This is a genomic window from Flavobacterium sp. CG_9.1, from assembly GCF_015751645.1.
Lineage (GTDB): Bacteria > Bacteroidota > Bacteroidia > Flavobacteriales > Flavobacteriaceae > Flavobacterium > Flavobacterium xanthum.
In genome coordinates this window covers 80,075-102,927 of record NZ_JADOVC010000012.1, presented here as the reverse complement: position 1 = coordinate 102,927, position 22,853 = coordinate 80,075, and the positions used below count along the sequence as shown (strand labels likewise).

At 34.2% G+C, this 22,853-nt stretch carries 19 protein-coding genes and 1 pseudogene; 10 read left to right on the top strand and 10 right to left on the bottom strand.

Annotated features, from left to right (window positions below; genetic code table 11):
• Positions 1-51: 51 nt before the first annotated feature.
• Positions 52-777, top strand: a complete 726-nt coding sequence (locus tag IWX83_RS08520; protein WP_196829017.1) for a hypothetical protein — start codon at positions 52-54, stop codon at positions 775-777.
• Here IWX83_RS08520 and acs read toward each other — a convergent pair whose 3' ends face one another.
• The 7 genes from acs to IWX83_RS08485 all read right to left on the bottom strand — a co-directional run bounded on the left by acs (position 778) and on the right by IWX83_RS08485 (position 11,286).
• The gene (gene acs, locus IWX83_RS08515; protein WP_073351134.1) at positions 778-2,685 is read right to left on the bottom strand and encodes an acetate--CoA ligase; all 1,908 of its coding nucleotides are present in this window, start codon (positions 2,683-2,685) and stop codon (positions 778-780) included.
• Positions 2,686-3,197: 512 nt separating this feature from the next.
• Positions 3,198-4,667 carry a ketol-acid reductoisomerase gene (ilvC, locus tag IWX83_RS08510; protein WP_196829015.1) on the bottom strand — a complete coding sequence of 490 codons (1,470 nt, stop codon included), beginning with the start codon at positions 4,665-4,667 and terminating at the stop codon, positions 3,198-3,200.
• 120 nt (positions 4,668-4,787) lie between these two features.
• The gene (gene ilvN, locus IWX83_RS08505; RefSeq protein WP_073351130.1) at positions 4,788-5,309 is read right to left on the bottom strand and encodes an acetolactate synthase small subunit; all 522 of its coding nucleotides are present in this window, start codon (positions 5,307-5,309) and stop codon (positions 4,788-4,790) included.
• A 96-nt stretch (positions 5,310-5,405) separates the two neighbouring features.
• Positions 5,406-7,100, bottom strand: coding sequence for a biosynthetic-type acetolactate synthase large subunit (gene ilvB, locus IWX83_RS08500; protein WP_073351128.1), 1,695 nt, complete (start codon positions 7,098-7,100; stop codon positions 5,406-5,408).
• Between the two features lie 115 nt (positions 7,101-7,215).
• On the bottom strand, positions 7,216-8,889 hold the full coding sequence (gene ilvD / locus IWX83_RS08495) for a dihydroxy-acid dehydratase (RefSeq protein ID WP_073351126.1): 1,674 nt from the start codon (positions 8,887-8,889) through the stop codon (positions 7,216-7,218).
• Positions 8,890-8,956: 67 nt separating this feature from the next.
• On the bottom strand, positions 8,957-10,072 hold the full coding sequence (leuB, locus tag IWX83_RS08490; RefSeq protein ID WP_196829013.1) for a 3-isopropylmalate dehydrogenase: 1,116 nt from the start codon (positions 10,070-10,072) through the stop codon (positions 8,957-8,959).
• 38 nt (positions 10,073-10,110) lie between these two features.
• Positions 10,111-11,286, bottom strand: coding sequence for a 2-isopropylmalate synthase (locus IWX83_RS08485; RefSeq protein ID WP_073351324.1), 1,176 nt, complete (start codon positions 11,284-11,286; stop codon positions 10,111-10,113).
• Between the two features lie 154 nt (positions 11,287-11,440).
• Here IWX83_RS08485 and IWX83_RS08480 point away from each other — a divergent pair, with 154 nt between their 5' ends.
• Positions 11,441-12,985, top strand: coding sequence for a hypothetical protein (locus IWX83_RS08480; protein WP_073351123.1), 1,545 nt, complete (start codon positions 11,441-11,443; stop codon positions 12,983-12,985).
• 90 nt (positions 12,986-13,075) lie between these two features.
• On the opposite strand, the gene IWX83_RS08475 is transcribed toward IWX83_RS08480, so the two are convergent.
• Both IWX83_RS08475 and IWX83_RS08470 read right to left on the bottom strand, forming a co-directional pair.
• Positions 13,076-13,366, bottom strand: coding sequence for a putative quinol monooxygenase (locus IWX83_RS08475; RefSeq protein WP_073351120.1), 291 nt, complete (start codon positions 13,364-13,366; stop codon positions 13,076-13,078).
• A gap of 2 nt (positions 13,367-13,368) precedes the next feature.
• Positions 13,369-13,961 (bottom strand): annotated as a pseudogene (locus IWX83_RS08470) (NAD(P)H-dependent oxidoreductase).
• Positions 13,962-14,057: 96 nt separating this feature from the next.
• Here IWX83_RS08470 and IWX83_RS08465 point away from each other — a divergent pair.
• Positions 14,058-14,951, top strand: coding sequence for a LysR family transcriptional regulator (locus IWX83_RS08465; RefSeq protein ID WP_196829011.1), 894 nt, complete (start codon positions 14,058-14,060; stop codon positions 14,949-14,951).
• Positions 14,952-15,163: 212 nt separating this feature from the next.
• On the opposite strand, the gene IWX83_RS08460 is transcribed toward IWX83_RS08465, so the two are convergent.
• Complete coding sequence (locus IWX83_RS08460) at positions 15,164-17,140, bottom strand: thiamine pyrophosphate-dependent enzyme (protein WP_196829010.1); 1,977 nt, start codon at positions 17,138-17,140, stop codon at positions 15,164-15,166.
• A 170-nt stretch (positions 17,141-17,310) separates the two neighbouring features.
• On the opposite strand from IWX83_RS08460, the gene IWX83_RS08455 reads away from it, so the two are divergent.
• The 7 genes from IWX83_RS08455 to IWX83_RS08425 all read left to right on the top strand — a co-directional run bounded on the left by IWX83_RS08455 (position 17,311) and on the right by IWX83_RS08425 (position 22,847).
• Positions 17,311-18,261: an isopenicillin N synthase family oxygenase gene (locus tag IWX83_RS08455; RefSeq protein WP_073351112.1), complete on the top strand. Its 951-nt coding sequence runs from the start codon at positions 17,311-17,313 to the stop codon at positions 18,259-18,261.
• Positions 18,262-18,375: 114 nt separating this feature from the next.
• A complete protein-coding gene (locus IWX83_RS08450) occupies positions 18,376-18,759 on the top strand; it encodes a GxxExxY protein (RefSeq protein ID WP_196829009.1) in 384 nt (127 codons plus the stop codon).
• Positions 18,760-18,815: 56 nt separating this feature from the next.
• Positions 18,816-19,145, top strand: a complete 330-nt coding sequence (locus IWX83_RS08445; RefSeq protein WP_073351110.1) for a translation initiation factor — start codon at positions 18,816-18,818, stop codon at positions 19,143-19,145.
• Between the two features lie 73 nt (positions 19,146-19,218).
• On the top strand, positions 19,219-20,088 hold the full coding sequence (locus IWX83_RS08440) for a nucleoside phosphorylase (protein ID WP_196829007.1): 870 nt from the start codon (positions 19,219-19,221) through the stop codon (positions 20,086-20,088).
• Positions 20,089-20,181: 93 nt separating this feature from the next.
• Positions 20,182-21,306, top strand: a complete 1,125-nt coding sequence (locus IWX83_RS08435) for an SDR family oxidoreductase (RefSeq protein ID WP_073351106.1) — start codon at positions 20,182-20,184, stop codon at positions 21,304-21,306.
• Between the two features lie 162 nt (positions 21,307-21,468).
• Positions 21,469-21,996 (top strand): GNAT family N-acetyltransferase, encoded by a 528-nt coding sequence (locus IWX83_RS08430; RefSeq protein WP_073351104.1) that lies wholly within the window; start codon positions 21,469-21,471, stop codon positions 21,994-21,996.
• Positions 21,996-22,847 carry a substrate-binding domain-containing protein gene (locus IWX83_RS08425; RefSeq protein ID WP_073351103.1) on the top strand — a complete coding sequence of 284 codons (852 nt, stop codon included), beginning with the start codon at positions 21,996-21,998 and terminating at the stop codon, positions 22,845-22,847. The genes IWX83_RS08430 and IWX83_RS08425 overlap by 1 nt, the downstream gene beginning before the upstream one ends.
• The last annotated feature ends 6 nt before the right edge of the window (positions 22,848-22,853 follow it).

Sequence of the window (22,853 nt, the reverse complement as noted above, 5' to 3'; positions counted from 1 at the left end):
TTTACACAAATTTTGTAATAAAAAATATAAAGTACTAGATTTGTTTTAACTATGAAAAAAACCACTATTAAGCGAGTATTACTTTCACTAACTATTATTTTGGTGGTAGTTTATTATTGTGCAGGGATTCTTTTTGATCCCAGTCTAGTAATTTTTATAAAACCTTTTATTATACCAATCTTTATTGGCTATGCCGTACTAACTAATGGCAAGCAGCTTACATTGAACTATTTTTTATTTGTATCCTTTTTTTATGCTTACCAGCTTTTAATCTTGTTTTGGGAGGATTCAGCACACTTGTTTAGAGCAGCCATGGTAGCCTCTTTTTTTTGCTATTTATCTTTAATACGATTAGGTTATCGATCCATTAAAAGAAGTAAATTATACACACTGCCTAGTGGATTTACACTTTTTATATTACTACTAAATTGCATGTTTTTACTGCTAATTTTGTATATTTTGATATCTGCCATTGGTGATCAATATCTTAATATTATTTTAGTTTTTAATGCCATCATTACTGTATTTTTAGGTGTTACGGCCGTATTGTACTTAAGTAAATTTGGAGATAGAAAAGCATACTATTTCTTTTTCGGAGCCTTTGCCCTTATTTTTAATGATGTTTTTGCCGCCATTGGCACTTATTTTGTACACAATATTGTTTTAAATAGTTTAGATAGATTACTTCATTTTGGTTCTTTCTATTTAATTTATCTCTTTGTTGTAAGCAAAAAAAAAGTTGAAAATCATTTAGATGATTCTCAACCTTCAGTTTAATTATACTTTATTATTTTTAATTTCCTCTACAATCTCAGGATTCAACAGCGTTGATGTATCTCCAAAATTAGAATAATCTCCTTCGGCAATCTTTCGAAGGATTCGCCTCATAATTTTTCCAGAACGGGTTTTTGGCAAACCAGAAACAAACTGGATTTTATCTAATTTAGCTATTGGTCCAATATGATCTGAAATATGTTGATTAATTTCTTTAGCTAGATTTTCTTTGTTTCTGGTTTCTCCCATTTCTTTCAAAATAACAAAGCCATATAAAGCATTCCCTTTGATGTCATGTGGGAAACCGACAATTGCTGACTCAGCAACGGCTGGATGCTCATTAATTGCGTCTTCTATGGGTGCTGTTCCTAGATTGTGTCCTGAAACAATTATTACATCATCGACACGACCCGTAATTCTATAGTAGCCCACTTCATCGCGTAATGCACCGTCTCCCGTAAAAAATTTCCCTGGAAAGGCCGAAAAATAGGTGTCTTTATAGCGCTGGTGGTCCCCCCAAATAGTTCGAGCAATTCCTGGCCACGGAAACTTAATACATAGGCTTCCCGTCACTTGATTATCTTCTATTTCATTGCGCTTATCATCCATAAGAACAGGTTGGATTCCAGGTAAAGGCAAAGAAGCGTATGTTGGTTTTGTTGGTGTAACAAATGCCAACGGCGAAATCATAATTCCACCTGTTTCTGTTTGCCACCACGTATCTACAACAGGACATCTTTTATCACCAACATGGTCATTGTACCAGTGCCAAGCTTCCTCATTGATTGGTTCTCCTACAGATCCAATTACTTTCAGCGACTTCAATGGATATTTTTGTACAAATTTGACATTTTCTTTTGCCAAAGCACGAATAGCAGTTGGAGCCGTATAAAACTGTGTCACTTTATGTTTTTCGATTACCTCCCAAAAACGGCTGAAGTCAGGATACGAAGGAACTCCTTCAAAAAGTACAGTAGTTGCTCCGTTCAATAATGGTCCGTAAAGGATATAGGAATGTCCGGTAATCCAACCAATGTCGGCAGTACACCAGAAAACATCACTTTCTTCATAATTGAAAACATTCTTAAAAGTATACGCGGTATAGACCATGTAACCGGCTGTAGTATGAACCATTCCCTTCGGTTTTCCAGTTGAACCAGACGTGTATAAAATAAATAATGGATCTTCAGCATCCATAATTTCGGCTACATTATTGTCTGAAGCTTGATCCAAAAGTGGTTGCAACCATTGGTCACGTCCTTCTTTCATAGTGATATCAGAGTGAATTCTCTTGGCTACTAAAACTTTTTCGACACAAGGACATTTTTCTAATGCTTCATCAATTATTCCTTTTAAATCAATGGTTTTGTTTCCACGAAAACCTCCATCTGAGGTGATAACCATTTTACAGCTACTGTCATTGATACGACTGGCCACCGCCGAGGCTGAAAATCCTGCAAAAACAACAGAATGTATGGCTCCAATTCTTGCACAAGCCAATACTGAAACGGCTAATTCAGGAATCATCGGTAAGTAGATACACACTCGATCTCCTTTTGTTATTCCTTGTTCTCGCAATACATTTGCCATTTTACAAACACGTTGATGTAATTCAGTATAAGTAATATGCAATGCGGTCTCGGAAGGATCATTAGGTTCAAAAATAATTGCCGTTTTCTCCCCTCTTTTTGCAAGATGCCTGTCAATACAATTTTTGACAATATTTACTTTGGCTTCCGTAAACCATTTAATGTCGGCATCAGCCATATTAAAGTCAACAACTTTATCCCATTGCTGGTACCAAGTGAAATTTTCTTCTGCTATTTTACCCCAAAATTTTCTAGGTTCACGAACTGATTTATTGTAATGTTTAAAATATTGTTCTAGATTTTCAATTTTGTAGTAGCTCATAATATAATTTTTTATAAAAGTATTAAATCTCTAGCTATTCTTTAAATTATATATTTTATAAATACCGATAAAAAAATACAGATTATCAAATTATAAGGCTGTTTTGGTACTAATTAGTTCAATTTTTATTGTTTTCGGCAAAATTTATAAAACACAAAAGGGCGAGATAGATTTAAATCTACCTCACCTAATGCATCAACAAAATTTAACAACAATTATAATCACCAATAAATTGAATAAATCACATCCTAAAAAACAACTAAAATGGAATTAATATTGGAAGATTTTCTGTACCAACTTACAACTATAAACAAAAGGGATATTCTACAGACCCATTATTCATTAAGAATTACTTCACTCAACTTTAAGCTCGTTTAAAATTAAGTGAATGTAAAAGCATCCATAATCATTTAGCTTTTTTAATAAATTTTAACTAATTCAAAATATTATCTAATCAAATGATATAGTGCTAATTCCACACACCCTTTCATGTGGTAATTCCTAATTTTTATTTATCCTATCTTTTTCATAGCGGTCATAGATTCTCTTAGCCATTCTCCAACTTCTTCAATTGGATGTTGGCGTATTGTTTTGTTTACAGCAATAAGAACCGCATTTTCTACTCCGTTTGAATTTGAAAAAGGTTTACCTATTACATTTGTATCAATCGTTTTCATGAAATCCGTTAATAGCGGTTTACATGCATGGTCAAATAAATAACAACCATATTCTGCAGTATCCGAAATAATTCTGTTCATTTCATGTAATTTTTTTCTGGCTACTGTATTCGCTATTAAAGGCAATTCATGCAACGATTCATAATACGCCGATTCTTCAATAATTCCTGTTTGTGTCATGGTTTCAAAAGCTAACTCCACGCCTGCTTTCACCATGGCAATCATTAATACTCCATTGTCAAAATACTCTTGCTCTGAAATAGGAGCTGCTGTTGGCGCTGTTTTCTCGAAGTTAGTTTCTGCAGTTGCAGCTCTCCAAGTCAATAAATTAATATCATCATTAGCCCAATCAATCATCATATTTTTTGAAAATTCACCAGAAATAATATCATCCATGTGTTTTTGAAACAACGGACGCATGATCTCTTTTAATTCGTCAGACAAACGGAAAGCTTCAATTTTTGCAGGATTTGATAAACGATCCATCATATTAGTAATTCCACCATGTTTCAAAGCTTCTGTTACTGTTTCCCAACCGTACTGAATTAACTTCGAAGCATAAGCAGGCTCAATTCCTTTTTCTACCATTTTATCAAAACATAAAATACAACCTGTTTGTAACATTCCACAAAGAATGGTTTGTTCTCCCATCAAATCAGACTTTACTTCCGCAACAAATGATGAGTTTAAAACTCCCGCTTTATGACCGCCTGTTGCCACTGCATAGGCTTTTGCTTGAGCGAAACCTTCTCCATTGGGATTGTTTTCAGGATGAACCGCGATTAAAGTAGGCACACCAAAACCTCTTTTATATTCTTCTCGTACTTCGGAACCAGGACATTTTGGAGCACACATAATTACAGTAATGTCCTTACGAATTTGCATTCCTTCTTCGACAATATTAAACCCGTGAGAATAAGCTAATGTAGATCCTTTTTTCATCAAAGGCATAATTGCTGTTACGACAGCCGTATGCTGTTTATCCGGTGTAAGGTTGCAAACCAAATCAGCGGTTGGGATTAATTCTTCATAAGTTCCCACTTTGAATCCATTATCAGAAGCATTCATATAAGAAGCTCTTTTTTCGGAAATTGCTTCTGCACGCAAAGCATAAGAAATATCCAATCCTGAATCTCTCATGTTTAATCCTTGGTTTAAACCTTGAGCTCCACAACCTACAACAACTACTTTTTTCCCCTCTAAAGCTTTAATTCCGTCTACAAATTCAGATTGATCCATGAATTCGCAAACGCCTAATTGTTCTAATTGTAATCTAAGTGGTAATGAATTGAAATAATTTGCCATTTTTTTATATTTAATGAATGTAAATTTTTATAATTTAATAATTGATGCTAATCATGTTGAGATTCCTCCTTCGTCGGAATGACAAACTGCACGGCGACTGAACACTGCAAACTGAACACTTTATGAAAGTTCTTCTAATAGTGTTGAAATTTGCATTCTTTCTTTTGAAACGGAAATTCTTCCCGAGCGAACAAATTGCATGATTCCAAAGGGTTTTAATTTTTCGTATAATGCTTCTATTTCAGCACGTTGCCCTGATTTTGAAATCACAAAAAAGTCTCTTGCTACGGTTACTATTTCAGAATGGCTTTCTTTGATGATATTTTGAATCTGTTTTTCGTCGAATAATAAACTGGATTCAATTTTAAACAAAGCATTTTCCAGGAAAATAGTTTCTTCATCAACATGGTAAAATGCTTTGATAACTTCTATTTGCTTTTCAATTTGCCCTACTATATTTTGCACCCATTTTTCGGTTGTATTCACTACAATAATAAATCGAGAGACACTTTCGATTTCCGATTCGGATACATTTAAACTTAAAATATTGATATGGCGTTTCAAGAATATTCCAGATATTCTATTTAATAAGCCAACGTTGTTTTCTGAATATACAGAAATGGTGAATGTTTTATTTTCCATTTTAATTTTTGTTTAAAGTTTTTATGTTTAAAGTTTAAAGTTGAGGAACATTATTTTCAGTTTCCAACAACTTTAAACCTTAAACTTTAAACTATTTTAGGACAAACGAATGTCCGAAACCGATGCTCCTGTTGGAATCATTGGGAATACGTTATTTTCTTTTTCTACCATAACCTCAAGGAAATAGGATTCTTTTGAAGCCATCATTTCGGCAACGGCAGCATCTAAATCTTCTCTTTTAGTTACTTTTTTCGCTTTGATATAATAGCCTTCAGCAATGGCTATAAAATTTGGATTGATCATTTCCGTAGAAGCGTATCTTTTGTCAAAAAACAACTGTTGCCATTGACGTACCATTCCTAAAAATTCATTGTTTAAGACAACAATTTTCACAGGAACTTTAGTTTGGAAAATAGTTCCTAATTCCTGAATGGTCATTTGAAAACCACCATCACCAATTATCGCTACTACTTCTCGGTTTGGCATTCCCATTTTAGCACCAATAGCAGCAGGTAATGCAAATCCCATTGTTCCTAAACCACCAGAGGTAACATTACTTTTTGTCGAATTGAATTTGGCATAACGACACGCAAACATTTGGTGTTGTCCCACATCCGAAACCATAATAGCATCTCCTTTAGAGTGCTTGTTGATCATTTCAATGGTTTCTCCCATCGAAATTCCTTCTTTCTTAGGGTTTAACTCGTCATTAATTACCGCCTGCAATTCGATTTCATACTTCTCCTTGAATTCATTGTGCCAAGATTCATGCGTTTTACTTTCGATTAAAGGAATCAAAGCGCTTAAAGACTCTTTTACATCTGCTAAAACAGCGACCGTTGTTTTTACATTTTTATCAATTTCGGCGGGGTCAATTTCGAAATGAATTACTTTGGCTTGTTTCGCATAAGTAGCTAAGTTTCCAGTAACACGGTCATCGAAACGCATTCCAAGTGCAATTAATACATCACATTCATTGGTCAAAACATTGGGACCATAATTTCCATGCATTCCTAACATTCCTACATTTAATGGATGATCTGTTGGCAATGCCGAAAGACCTAATATAGTCCAAGCCGCAGGAATGCCCGATTTTTCAACCAGCGCTTTTAACTCGGCTTCCGCTTGACCAAGAATAATTCCTTGACCAAAAATGATAAATGGCTTTTTAGCTGCATTTATTAATTCAGCAGCTTCCTTCACTCTTTCGAGATTTAAAGTAGGCTTTGGATTGTAGCTTCGAATGCTAGTACATTTTTTATAGCTGAACTCTATTTCATCAAATTGAGCATTTTTTGTAATATCAATTAAAACAGGACCTGGGCGACCTGATTTTGCAATATAAAAAGCTTTAGCCATAATTTCTGGAATCTCAGAAGCTTCCGTAATTTGGTAATTCCATTTGGTTACAGGAGTCGAAATTCCAATAATATCAGTTTCCTGAAAAGCATCAGAACCCAATAAGTGTTTGCCTACTTGTCCAGTAATACAAACCATAGGTGTCGAATCGATTTGTGCATCAGCAATTCCTGTGACTAAATTTGTTGCTCCCGGACCTGATGTAGCAATAGCGACTCCTACTTTTCCGGTAGCTCTGGCAAAACCTTGTGCGGCATGCGTTGCCCCTTGTTCGTGACGGACAAGCACATGATGTAATTGATCTTTAAATTTATATAATTCGTCGTAAACTGGCATAATAGCACCACCTGGATATCCATAAACCAAATTTACCCCTTCTTCTAGTAAGCATCTAATAACGGCCTCAGCGCCAGATATTTTATTGTTTTTCATTTTTTATTTTTTTTAGCAAAAGCCTTTTTCAAAAATCAATGTCAAAAATCAATTAGAATTATTTTCCTACCGCTATAAAAATTACTTTTTTGTAATTCTTACAGCTTTTTTACTTTTATTTATCGGTTACACATCCTGTTGATGCACTTGAAACTGATCGGATATACTTTAATAAAACGCCTTTATTTACTTTTAGAGCAGGCTGTACCCATTCTGCCTTTCTTGATGCAAACTCTGCCTCCGAAATCTTCAAGTTGATGGTATTATTCACTGCATCGATAGTAATAATGTCTCCATTCTTGACCAGTGCTATGCCTCCGCCCTCAAAAGCTTCAGGTGTAACATGCCCAACCACAAAACCATGTGAGCCTCCAGAAAAACGCCCGTCTGTAATTAAGGCTACACTTTTTCCAAGTCCTGCACCCATAATGGCCGAAGTAGGCTTAAGCATCTCTGGCATTCCAGGACCGCCTTTAGGTCCGCAGTACCGAATGACGACTACATTTCCGGGTTTAACTTCTCCACTGCGAACGCCTGTAATTACATCCTGTTCATTTTCATAAACGATAGCGTCACCTTCAAAATATTCTCCTTCATTTCCACTAATTTTTGCCACACAACCGTCTTCAGCAAGATTTCCAAATAAAATTTGAATATTTCCTGTCGCTTTCAGCGCTTTTTGAATTTCATGAATAACCTCTTGACCGTCGTGCAAATCTGGAACAATAGCTAAATTTTCAGCCAATGTTTTACCGGTAACGGTTAAGCAATCTCCATGTAGCAATCCTTGTTTTAATAAATATTTCATTACCGCTGGTACACCTCCTGCTTCATGTAGGTCTTCCATTAAGTATTTCCCACTGGGTTTCAAATCAGCAAGTAATGGCGTTTTATCACTGATATCTTGAAAATCCTTCAACGTAATTTCTATATCAACTGAATGTGCCATAGCGATCAAATGCATGACGGCATTGGTAGATCCACCTAAAACAGCTACCATTGTTATGGCATTTTCAAAGGCCTGGCGTGTCATGATATCTCTGGGTTTGATATCTTTTTCTAATAAGATTCTAATTGCTTTTCCAGCATCAATACATTCTTGTTTTTTTTCAGGACTTAATGCTGGATTGGATGAACTATAAGGCAAACTCATCCCTAAAGCTTCGATAGCCGAAGACATTGTATTTGCGGTATACATTCCACCACATGCTCCTGCGCCAGGACAAGCGTTTTGAATTACTCCTTTAAAATCCTCTGGAGTAATCGAATTACTGAATTTTTTTCCTAAAGCTTCAAAGGCAGAAACTATGTTCAAAGATTCTCCTTTCCATTTCCCAGAATGGATGCTTCCGCCATACACCATAATTGATGGGCGATTCACTCTACCCATTGCAATTACAGAACCAGGCATATTTTTATCACAACCTGGAATAGCAATTAAACCATCATACCATTGCGCACCCATTACAGTTTCAATAGAATCTGCAATGACATCTCTAGAAACTAAAGAAAAACGCATCCCATCGGTACCATTTGAAATACCATCACTGACACCAATCGTGTTAAAAATCAATCCAACTAAATTTTCTTTCCAGACTCCTGTTTTTATTTCACTTGCTAAACCATTTAGGTGCATGTTGCACGGATTTCCTTCGTAACCCATACTAACAATTCCGACTTGTGCTTTTTTTAAATCTTCTTCAGTTAGACCAATTCCATACAACATAGCTTGTGCTGCTGGTTGTGTTTCATCTTGTGTAATGGTTTTACTGTATTTATTTAATTCCATTTTATGTTAATTTGTATGTAATTTATTTTATATGAAAAAGTAGAGTTAACGTTTAACCTCTTAAAGACTAAACTATAGTGGACTGTCCTATGTACACATTATCACTTTTAAAATACAAGTCGTCCTTGCTTAAAATATAATTTGATATAAAGTCTCCTACTTCATTGGTTCCAAATTTTGAATACGGATTTAAATCAGCAGTAACTACATTGAATTCAATTGCTTTTTCAACGGCCTCATATACTCTGCGAGATTCCTCTTGAAGACCAAAATGATCTAAAAGCATGGCTGCTGAGAGTATGGAAGCAATAGGATTTGCAATATTTTTCCTTTTTGCTTCAGGAAATGAACCATGAATAGGTTCAAAAAGTGCACTAGAATTTCCTAAAGATGCTGAAGGCAACAATCCAATCGCTCCCGTAATTACACTAGCTTCGTCCGATAAAATATCCCCAAATAAATTCTCCGTTAAAATGACGTCAAATTGCTTTGGATTAATAATTATTTGCATCGCTGCGTTATCAACATATAAAAAATCTACTGCAACATCTGGATAATTTTCACTAATTTCTTTAACAATTTTTCGCCACAATCTAGAGGTTTCAAGAATACTTGCTTTGTCTACGAGCGTAACTTTTTTTCTTCTTTTTTGAGCAGTTCTGAAGGCTAAATGAGTAATCCGAATAATTTCTTCATCGGAATATTCACATAAATCAGAAGCTAACGTTCCTTGTTTATTGATTTTTTTTTCACTAAAATAGGATCCTCCTGAAATTTCTCTAAAAATAACAAAATCAGTATCTTCAATTATTTTTCTTTTTAAAGGAGATAAATCCAATAAGTCGTTGTAGGGTTTTATGGGTCTAATGTTAGCATACAATCCTAAAGCTTGTCTTAGCTTTAATAATCCTTGAATAGGACTTAAATGAGTATTAGAATTACCATCTTGCTTAAGATCTCCAACAGTTCCAAACAACACTGCATCAGTATTAAGGCAAAGATTTAAAGTTTGGTCTGGTAGTGGCTTTCCTGTTTTTTCAATGGCAACAGCCCCAATCAGTGCATCTTCGAATACAAACTCATGATCGAAAACTACGCCGATGGCATACAACGCTTTTTTTGTCTGTAAAACTACTTCCGGACCTATTCCGTCTCCTGAAAGTACTGCTATTTTTAAGTTCATAATAGTAGGATTTAGATTTTAATGGGAATCAAAATATTTTAATTAAGGAGTAATTCCTTATTCATTTTACAGGCTTCAATGATTTGATGAATATCCGTATCAAGAATCTCTTTTTTAATATCGGCAAACCTTAAAAACTCAAGATAAACAGCATCTAATTGAACTTTTGTAAGTTCATAACCAACTTTTTTGGCTCTGTAAGCCAATGCTGCTCTGCCACTTCTAGCGGTCAGCACTATTGATGATTCATTGACACCAACCTCTAATGGATCCATAATTTCATAGGTAGCTCTATTTTTTATCACGCCATCTTGATGAATTCCTGAACTATGCGCAAAAGCATTGGCTCCCACAATTGCTTTGTTAGGTTGCACCATCATTCCCATGCTTTCAGAAACTAATCTACTCATTTCATTCAGTTGACGCGTATTGATATTGGTATCTAAATTCAAATATGGATGTTGCTTGAAAATCATCACTACTTCTTCTAATGCCGTATTTCCAGCTCTTTCTCCAATTCCGTTTATAGTGCATTCAATTTGTCTAGCTCCATTTATTGCTCCTGCAATTGAATTAGCAGTTGCCATTCCTAAATCATTATGGCAATGACAGGAAAGAATTACATTATCAATACCTTTTACATTTTCTTTTAAATATTTTATTTTGGCTCCATATTCCTCTGGCAAGCAATATCCTGTCGTGTCTGGAATATTAAGAACTGTTGCCCCTGATTTAATCACTTCCTCACAGACTCGAGCTAAAAATTCATTGTCCGTTCTGCCGGCATCTTCAGCATAAAATTCAACATCTTCTACATACGATTTAGCATGCGAAACGGCAAATTTAGCCCTAGCAATTATATCTTCTCTGGTGGTGTTTAATTTGTGTACAATGTGTGATTCCGAAGTTCCTATTCCGGTATGAATTCTTGGTCTTTTTGCATACTTTAAAGCTTGTGCAGCAACATCAATATCATTTTTCACAGCTCTTGTTAAACCGCAAACGATGGCATTTTTAACAACCTTACTTATTTCTGAAACAGATAAAAAATCCCCAGGACTTGAAACTGGAAAACCAGCTTCTATAATATCAACACCCATTTGATCTAATCGATTTGCGATAACTAATTTTTGATTGGTGTCTAACTTACATCCCGGGACTTGTTCTCCATCTCTCAAAGTGGTATCAAAAATTTGAACTTTCTCTCTATTCATTTTCATTTATTTAATGTAATTTCACAACTTCATAACAAAAATATCTTTCATTACTTTAATATAAAATTCAAATTAATGAAATATACTACTTATAAAGCAATCAATAACTTTGTAAACCGCTGAATTATAATATATTATACTACTTTATTTTACAATGGCTAACCATCAAAAAGATTTTCTGTTTGTATTAATTAAATCACTTTCAAAATCTGAAAAAAGACAATTTAAGATTTTTGCAAGTCGATTAGAGACCAGTTCGAATACAAAATTCATTGAATTATTTAATATTTTAGATAAATCAAATGGGTATGATGAGAAGCTAATTTTAAAAAGTGGAATCATTAAAAAAGTGCAATTATCTAATCTAAAATCATATTTATATAAGCAAATTTTGGTTAGCATCCGATTGAATATTCCTAGCCAGAATATTAGATATCAATTGCGGGAACAAATCGATTTTGCTACCATATTGTACAATAAAGGCTTGTACAAGCAAAGTTTGAAGATCTTGGATAAAACTAAAATTCTTGCCTTAGAAAATGATGAAAAATTGATGGCGTATGAAATTGTTGAATTTGAAAAATTAATTGAAGCACAATACATTACCCGAAGTATTCAAGGTCGAGCAGATGAGCTGGTAGTTCAGGCAAAAGAGTTGAATTATCGCAATACTATTTCTAGTAAATTATCAAATTTATCACTCCAATTGTATGGCATCATGCTGAAAACTGGATATGTGAAAAGTGACGAAGAGTACACCTATATTGATGATTATTTCAAAAAGCATCTTTCAAAATTTGATGATAAAAAATTTGGTTTCAGAGAGAAATATTGGTTTTATAATGCTAATCTTTGGAGAAGTTTCCTAGTTCAGGATTTTTTATCTTGTTATAAATACGCTTTGAAATGGGTCACCCTTTTTTATGATAATCCCAGCATGATATATCTCAATCCAGTATTTTTCCTTAAGGGAAATCATTACCTGTTGGAATCCCTATACATGTTGAAATACAAATCAAAATTTAAAAAATATTTGGTATTATTAGAAGATACGATAAAAGATCCTCGTTTTCCCGTCAATGATAATATTGCGTCGTTATCATTTCTTTACTTGTATAACAACAAGTTGAATTACCATATTTTGGAAGGTACTTTTTCTGAAAGCGAATATTTAATACCTGAAATACTAAATAAATTAACAGTTCATACGGACCACCTTGATGAGCACCACGAAATGCTATTTTACTATAAATTTGCTTCAATCTATTTTGGAACCGAAAAATATGCAGAATGTATTTTCTATTTAGAAAAAATCATAAACAACAAGAACCTTTCCATGCGCGAGGATTTAATGTGTTTTGCCCGTTTATTAAGTTTGATTGCACATTATGAAATGGGTAACGATTATTATTTAGAAAATCAGTTGAAAAACACCTATAAATTTCTACTCAAAATGAACGATTTGCAAGAAGTGCAAAAAGAAATTATACGGTTCATGAAAAACTTGAACTCCATTTATCCTGGAGATATCAAAAAGGAATTTGTAAAAATGAGAATACGCTTTATTGAATTGGAAAAAAACACCTACGAAAAAAGAGCTTTCCTTTATCTCGATATTATTTCTTGGCTCGAAAGCAAAATTGAAAACCGAAAAATAAGCGATATTATTAAGGAAAAAGCCAAATTGATTAATCGATAAGACTTTAATTGACGAAAGGAGGTTCAAGACCTCCTTTTTAGCAACTTATATTTTTTTACCGTTGAAAAATTAAAAATTATACACTATTTATTACGTTAATTTCTCTGTTCTATAAACAATTGGCGGTTCTTGCAACAATGGTTTAACATTTTCGAAAAAAGAAATAAGATAAGATTGCTCATTATGAAGCTTTAATCCCGCTTCATTTTCCCAAATTTCGTGAAAAATAAAAATAGTTGACTCTTCCACACTTTGATGCAAATCGTACTGCAAACAAGCAGCTTCTTTAGTTGAATTTTGAACCAAATCCAGTAATAGTGATTTCAATGTTTCTTTACTTTCTGGTTTACTTTTTAGGATAACTGTTAGATTTATTGGCATAATTAATTTAAAAATAGTTGTGTTAAATGGTTTTGATATACTTTAAGATCATTTCCAACATTTGCATTTTTTTCAATGTCATGAAAGTGAATACTTTGTAACGGTTGCATCCCTGTAAAAGCGTTCATTCGGTGAAAACCAAATAACGGTCCTTCATCCACACTGTGCTGATTGAAAAATTCTCCAGGTAAAGTAAAAGCTTCTTTTGGTGCATTCCAAGAGGTCGTCAACATATATTTTTTGCCGTGAAGCATTCCTCCTGTTCCGTAATTAATGGTCGGATTTTCAGCGGAACGTCCATCACTTTTATAAATTCCTTTGGCGTGACCTTCGGTGAAAACCACATCAATATATTTTTTAAAACCGTGTGGCAACTGGAACCACCATAATGGCGTGTGGTAAATGATTACATCTGCCCAAACAAATTTCTCCACTTCAGCAACAGGATTGTAATCGTCATTGATGTTCGTAGTTTTTACTTCGAAATCGCTATTCCTCATAAAAAATTCAAGGTTTCATTCGAAATGGTTTCATTAAATCTTCCTCCAGAATGGCCAAATTTTTGTCCGCCATTGATTATAAATATTTTTGTCATGATTTGTATTTTTAATTTGATAGTGCAAAGTTAGAACGAGAAAGTCTATTATTAAAATAACTTAATTCATACCTTTGTATCATAATTATAATAGTTATGGTAAATTTAGAGTGGTATCGAACGTTTAAAGCAGTTTATAAAACTGGAACGTTGACCAGCGCAGCGGAAGTATTATTTATTTCACAACCTGGTGTGAGTCTGCATCTGAGTTCCTTGGAAACTTATGTAGGCTATAAATTATTTGACAGAACAGGTCGAAAAATGGTTCCCACCGAAAAAGGAAAAGTGCTCTACAATTTTATCATTGAAGCATTAACTAAATTGGAGGAAGCCGAGAAAAATTTTCAACGCAGCACCGAGAAAAATACGCCAACAATTAGTGTGGGAATGTGTTTTGAAACATTCCAAATTACACTGGAACAGTATATTTCGACCTTGCCAATTAATGTGATTATTCAGTTTGGAGATTATCCTGAAATGGTTGAAAATTTAGAAAAAGGAATTCTGGATTTAATCATTACACCACAAATGGTAGTTAAAAATGCAATCGAATATCAAGCATTTTCATCTGAAACTATTGTACTTGTTGGCGGTACAGAAATTGACGATTTGGAGTTCAATTCGGTAGCAAAAAATGAAAATTTTCAAGAAATCGAACTTTGGTTAAAGCAACAAAAATGGTACGGAACTACCGGAGATATGGAACATTTACGTCGTTTTTGGCAATTAAATTTCAATAAACATCCTGATTTCAGACCTAATTATATTGTTCCAAATCTAAATTCTATCGTACGTTGTTTGAGCAGTGGCAAAGGATTAGCCGTTGTTCCTGATTTTCTTTGCCGTAAAGAAATTGACAATGGAACAATCAAACTCATTTGGAAAGGAAAAACACCACTAAAAAACACACTCTACTTTGCAACCAGAAAAAAGACAATGTATGAGGAAGAAATCGCTTTGATTAAGAAAATCTTCATTGAGTTAAACTAAAATTTGTTATTCTAATAATGTAGTTTAATTTTATAAATCACTAAATTTTAAACTTATGAATGGTTTTTTCAAGACAATACTCGCAGGTTACGGAGCCAAAAAATTAGGCGGTGGCTGTTTTGGCACAATTCTAATTTTTATTATTATCTATTGGATATTAGGTTATTTTTAGAATTAAAACACTAAAAATAACCTAATTATAATTTTAACTATTAGTACGCCAGAAGTTCTTTTAGATCATTTTCAAATCGACCTTTTGGCAAATATTGATCTTCCAATGCTTTTGTAAAGGGAATTGGTGAGTCTAAACTTGCCACGCGTTTAACTGGCGCATCAAGATATTTGAAACAGTTTTCCATTATCATTGCCGAAATATCACTGGCTATTCCACCAAACATGCTGTCTTCTTGATAAATAATCACTCTTCCCGTTTTCTTCACAGATGCGAAAATAGCTTCGGTATCCAAAGGTTGTAAAGTTCTTAAATCCAATAAATCAGCAGAAATTTCAGGATTTTTAGCCAAGGTATCTAAGGCCCAATGTACCGCTGCTCCAAACGAAATAATCGTAACCTGATTTCCTTCTTTCAACAAAGCTGCTTTTCCTAATGGAATCGTGTAATAGTCTTTTGGTACCTCTTGGTAAACACTTCTATACAATTGTTTGTGCTCGAAAAACATCACAGGATTTGGGTCGTTTATAGAAGTATTCAACAATCCTTTTGCATCATACGGAAATGCTGGATAAACCACTTTTAAACCCGGTGTTTTGGTAAACCAAGCTTCATTGGTTTGCGAATGAAAAGGCCCCGCTTGCGTTCCTCCACCACAAGGCATTCGGACTACAACATCGGCTTTTTCTAACCAACGGTAATGTGATTTGGCTAATAAATTGACAATTGGATTAAATCCTGTCGAAACAAAATCGGCAAACTGCATTTCCACAATCGCTTTGTATCCATTAATCGACAATCCCATTCCTGCCGAAACTACTGCACTTTCACATATGGGTGTATTGATGACGCGCTCTTTACCGAACTGCGCTACAAAACCATCGGTGATTTTGAAAGCACCGCCATATTCAGCGATATCCTGGCCCATGATTACGGAGTTTTCATGACGCTTCATCGATTGTCTCAAACTACTGGAAATTGCATCTATAAAACGAATATTTTCTTTTTCCTCTGATGGATTAACTTGCTCAAATACATACGGTTTGTAAACATCATTTAGTTCTTCACTTAAAGAAGCTTCAATCTCCGGTTCCGCATTGGCAATAGCCAGACTTTCGTCAATATCCTTTTTTATTTCAGCATGTAAAGCCGCATCAAAATCGGTTGTAAGAACTCCGTTTTCGGTTAAATATTTTCTGTAATTTTCAACTGGATCTTTAATCGCCCACATATCCATTAATTCCTGTGGAACGTATTTAGTGCCACTCGCCTCTTCATGTCCACGCATTCTGAAGGTTTTAAATTCCAATAAAACAGGACGTGGATTTTTTTTCATCGAAGCCTTCAATTCAGATAACAAATTAAAAACTTCCAGAATATTATTTCCATCCACAATATGGCTTTCCATTCCGTAGCCTTTTCCTTTATCAGCAAGGTTTTCGCAACGGTATTGCTCATTCGTTGGAGTTGAAAGTCCGTAACCATTATTTTCAATGACAAACATCACCGGCAATTCCCAAACCGAAGCAATATTCAATGCTTCATGAAAATCGCCTTCGCTTGTTGCTCCTTCACCGGTAAAAACTGCGGTAACTTTTCCGTTTTTCTTTAGTTTATTGGCCAATGCGATTCCGTCAGCTACACCTAATTGCGGTCCGAGATGCGAAATCATTCCAATAATCTTATATTGTTGTGTACCAAAGTGAAAACTGCGATCACGACCTTTGGTAAAACCATTAGCTTTGCCTTGCCATTGCGAAAAAAGACGGTACAATGGAATGTCTCTTCCCGTAAAAATTCCTAAGTTCCTGTGCATTGGTAAAATGTACTCATCCGAATCTAAAACTGCTGTGACTCCCACAGAAATAGCCTCTTGACCTATTCCAGAAAACCATTTAGATACTTTTCCTTGCCGAATAAGAATCAACATTTTCTCCTCAATAAGTCTTGGTTTCAGTATTCTTTTATATAAGTCTAATAATTGATTGTCAGTAAGATTTTTTCTGTCGAAGATCATTTTTTCAATTTTATTGTATGGTTCAAAGATAAAAAAATATAACAGTTTTGTATTAATTTGTTATATTTTTTCGTGTTGTTTGTAAATTTTAAAATTCAAATATAAAATTATTCTTTACATTTGTATTTGCAAGGTTTTTAGCCTTCAAGTTATTAAAAATATTTAAAAGTATGCAAAACATTCCTAGTGTTGACTTGCGTGATTTCCTTTCGGACGACCCGAAACGTAAACAAAAATTTGTAAATGAAATCGGAAGTGCATTTGAAGATATTGGCTTCGTAGCACTCAAAGGGCATTTTTTAAACGACCAGTTGGTTGATGAATTGTATGGTGAAATCAGAAATTTTTTCGCTTTACCTTTAGAAACAAAACACAGCTATGAAATCCCTGGCATTGGCGGACAAAGAGGCTATGTTTCGTTTGGAACAGAGCATGCTAAAGGCAGAAAAGAAGGAGATTTGAAAGAATTTTGGCATTTTGGACAGTATGTTTCTGAAAATTCAAAGTACGCATCAGAATATCCTGAAAACGTTGAAGTAAAAGAACTTCCTCGTTTTAACGTAGTTGGTAAAGAAGCATACCAAATGCTGGAGAAAACAGGCGTTTATGTATTAAGAGCGTTGGCTTTGCGTCTTGGTTTAGATGAATTCTATTTTGACAATTATGCCAAAGATGGAAATTCAATCTTAAGACCTATTCATTACCCACCAATCACATCAGAACCAGCAAACGCAATTCGTGCTGCTGCTCATGGTGATATCAACTTGATCACTTTGTTGATGGGTGCGCAAGGAAAAGGATTGCAAGTACAAAACCACAATGGAGAATGGATTGATGCCATTGCTGAACCAGATGAATTAGTGATCAATGTAGGTGATATGTTATCGCGTCATACCAATAACAAATTGAAATCTACGATTCATCAAGTGGTTAATCCACCAAGAGAATTATGGGGAACTTCCCGTTATTCTGTTCCATTTTTTATGCATCCAGTGAGTGATATGCCGTTGAATTGTTTAGAAAACTGTATTGATGCAGAAAACCCAAAACAATTTGAAGATATTACAGCCGGTGATTATTTATACGAGCGTCTAGTAGATTTAGGGCTTATTAAAAAGTAATTCTTAATTTATAGTTCAAGGAAGACATCGAGTTCGCTTGATGTCTTTTTATTTTATAAAAAACAGGAACGCGGATAACGCAGATTTTAAGGATAAACGCTGATATTATTATCTATGGGTACAATTTTACATGAAGAATTAACAAAGTCGATAATAAAGATATTCTTTGACGTTTATAATGAGTTAGGATATGGTTTTCTCGAAAGGGTGTATCAAAACGCATTGTATTTTGAACTCAAAGCAAATGGTTTTGATGTTGAAGCGCAAAAAAGAATTAAAGTTTATTATAAAGAAATTGAAGTTGGTGATTATTATGCTGATATTATTGTAAATGATTTAGTAATCTTAGAGTTAAAAGCCCAAGAATATATGGTCGAAGCAAATGAATTTCAATTAATCAATTACCTAAAAGCGACAAATTGCGAAGTTGGACTACTTTTAAACTTTGGTAAAAAACCGGAATTTATTAGAAAAGTATATCAAAATAATAGAAAATAAAAAATCCGCGACAATCCGTGAAATCCGTTTGATCCGCGTTCAATAATTATAAAGTTATGGACTTACAAGACCAATTAAAAAATCTTTTTCCAGATCACGAGCCACTTCCTGAAGAAACAGTTGAAGCCGTTCCGCACGAATTATACGTTCAAAAAGAACCTATGATTTGTAAATTCGAAAAGCGAAAAGGAAAAGCGACCACTATAATTGAGGGTTACGAAGGAAGCGACGCCGATTTTAAAATTCTAGCCAAAGAAATCAAAACAAAATTGAGTGTTGGTGGTACTTTTAAAGATGATGCTATCATCATTCAAGGAGATTATCGCGATAAAATAATGATTATCTTAAAGGAAAAAGGATTCAAAGTAAAACGAGTTGGAGGTTAGAAAAGTGGTCAGTGTTCAGTTATTAGTATTCAGTTGAGCAATTTTAAACCTTAAACATCAAACAAAAAAACAAATGATACAATCATCAGAATTAATATTAAATCCAGACGGTAGCGTATACCATTTGAATTTAAAACCAGAACATATTGCTCACGATATCATCTTTGTAGGAGATCAAAATCGGGTCGAAAAAATCACGCAGTTTTTTGACAGTATTGAATTTTCGACACAAAAAAGAGAATTCAAAACTCAAACTGGAATTTTCAAAGGCAAACGAATTACCGTAATGTCCACAGGAATTGGCCCTGACAATATTGATATTGTAATCAACGAATTGGATGCTTTGGTTAATATCGATTTGGAAACTCGCCAACCAAAAGAAAATTTGACATCTTTAAATATCATCCGAATTGGAACTTCGGGTTCTCTACAAGCGGATATTCCAGTAGACAGTTTTGTACTATCAAAATTTGGATTAGGATTGGACAACATGCTCCGCTCCTATTTAATTGACGAAGTTTCGAATCTTGAAATGGAAGATGCTTTTGTGAAACACACCAATTGGGATTTACGAAAAGGAAAACCATATGTAATCGCATGTTCCGAAAAATTGGAAAAAATGATAGCAAGTGATCAAATGCACAAAGGAATCACAGCAACTGCCGGTGGTTTTTACGGTCCACAAGGGCGCGTTTTGCGTTTGAATATTCAAGATGAAGCGTTGAATTCTAAAATGGATAATTTCAATTTTGGTGACAACCAAATCACCAACTTAGAAATGGAAACTGCTGCAATTTATGGACTTTCGGCGCTTTTAGGACATAATGCATTGTCATTAAACGCTATAATTGCCAATCGTGCTTCAGGAACATTTAGCGAGGATCCGTACAAAGCCGTTGATGAATTGATTGCGTATACATTGCAGAAAATTGCTTTAGGATAAGCAATGCTAATTTTCAAAATCACATACATTTATAGTTTTAAAAAATAATATAAGCTTTTTTAAAACTACTTTTGTTTTTAGAACAAAACGATAATGAAAATAATTCTTACAGGTGCAACAGGAGTTCTAGGATCTCATATTATGTATGAAATTCTGGAACTTTTCATCAACACTAAAATTGATGGCAAACTTTTTATAATTGCCCGAAATAAAGGAAAAAAATCTTCTTTAGATCGCATAAACGAACTTTTATCGAGCAGTTATACACCAAAAATTATTAAAGACAAAGGCCTAGAAAAACTGCGCGAATACATTGAAATCATTGATACCGATTTGGCTGAAATTCAAGATACTTTTTCAAGCCAAATAAAAGATGCTTATTTTATCCATTCTGCTGGATTCGTGAATTTATCTACTGATGAAGCCCAGCGCGAAAAGATTTTTGATGAAAATACAACCATCACCAAATCTATTTTTCAGCTCTTTCATCCTTTTATAAAAAAATTCATTTATATAGGAACCGCTTTTTCATCTGGAAACCGAAAAGGACTGATCGACAATGATTTTCATAGTTTAGAATTTAAACCGGATCATCGTAATGCGTATGAAAACGCTAAATTCCACTCGGAAAATTTTATAGCACAAGAATGTAAAAAAATAGATTTGCCTTTTCAAATTCTGCGACCAAGTGTGATTGGAGGTAAAATGTTAGGAACTGAAAATCCTTATTTTATTTCAAAATATATGGTTTTTTATCTTTTGGCAAAATTCTTTCACTTTAGTTCCCAGCGAAAAGGAGATCAAGAAAATGTTCGCTTCATTGTGAATCAAGATACAGTTTTGAACATTATTCCTGTCGATTATGTGGCAAAAGTGATCGTAAATACGTTTCAAAGAGATGATATTGAGCAACTTAATATTGTGCACAACAAAAGTTTCAATATGGTAAATGGATTGCAGTTGATTATGAAGGAAGTGGGCTATACTAATTTTACTTTAATCCAAAATTCGAATGACTTTTTATATAAGAATATCATTGAAAAATTGTATTATGAAAGCATTGGCAAACATTTAAACCCTTATTTTACGGCAGCTGCCAACGAATACGATACCACTTTGTTGAACTCCATTCTGGAAATACCAAAACTAGATCAGGAGGCTTTCACCAATATGATTCGGTATGCAAAATTGAATAATTTTAAAGATATTAATGTGTAATTTTAGGAACTAATTCCTGCTATTCGTTGCAAATAAAATTCACTGAACTCAAATAAAAATAAAAGTATGGTGAAGTAATCTTTTCCTTTTTAAAGTAAAAAGGAAAAGGATTTTCACTACTAACAGGGCTAAATTATTAACCATCCAATTTTCAATATAAACATGGATCTTATTTTAGAAACCGACCGCTTAATTTTAAGAGAAATGCTTGTTTCAGATGCCGAAGCATTATTTGAGATGGACAGCAATCCTACTGTACATCAATATCTTTGGAACAAACCATTGACTGATATTAGCGAAGTATATTCCTATGTTGAACTTGTTAGAGCACAATACATTCAAAATAATATTGGGCGATTTGTGGTTGTTTTGAAAGAAACTAATGAATTAATTGGTTGGGCCGGATTAAAATACAACATCGAAATGGTAAATAAAAAGGTTGACTTTTACGATATTGGCTATCGGTTAAACGAAAAATTCTGGGGCAAAGGATACGCCAGCGAAGCCAGTTTTGCATGGTTGGATTATGGTTTTAATGTAATGGGAATCAAAATCATGGAGGCCGCAGCGCATACATATAATATAGCCTCAAACACAATATTACAAAAAATTGGACTGAAAATGACCGAGCAATACCTTGAAGATGCTATTTCTTGGAACTGGTATGAATTAAAAAATCCCAACCTATAATGACTACAATAAAAATCGCAGGCGTTCCAGAACATTTTAATTTACCTTGGCATTTAGCCATAGAAAACGGAGATTTCGAAAAGCAAAACATCGATTTACAATGGACTGATGTTCCCGAAGGAACTGGTAAAATGTGTCAAATGCTTCGTGATGGTGAAACTGATGTTGCGGTCATCCTTACAGAGGGAATCGTGAAAGATATCATTGCTGGAAATCCAAGCAAAATTGTTCAAGTTTATGTCGAAAGCCCTTTGATTTGGGGAATTCATGTAGCAGCAAATTCAGATTATACGGACTTAGCCGACCTAGAAAACACCACAGTGGCTATTTCCAGATTGGGTTCTGGCTCTCAGTTAATGGCATATGTCAATGCGGGTAATCAAGGTTGGAAAACTGAAAATTTGCAATTCAAAATCGTTAATACAATTGATGGAGCCGTTGAAGCTTTGACTAACGGAACTGCCGACTATTTTATGTGGGAACGTTTTATGACCAAGCCATTAGTTGACAAAGGCACTTTCCGTCGTGTTGGCGATTGCCCTACGCCTTGGCCTTGTTTTGTAATAGCTGTTCGGAATGAAATATTGGAAAAGCAACCCAAAATTATTTCGGAAATTATCAAAATCATCAATAACGCTACTCAAAAATTTAAGGCTATTCCGGGTATTGAGAAAACCTTAGCATCAAAATACGATCAAAAAATTGAGGATATAGAAGAATGGTTATCGCTAACCAGATGGTCACAAAATACGTTTTCAGAAATAATGTTAAACAAAGTGCAAAATCAACTTTTTCAACTTAAAATTATCGAGAAAAAAGGTACTTTTGATGATATAGTAAAAACAGTATAGAGAACT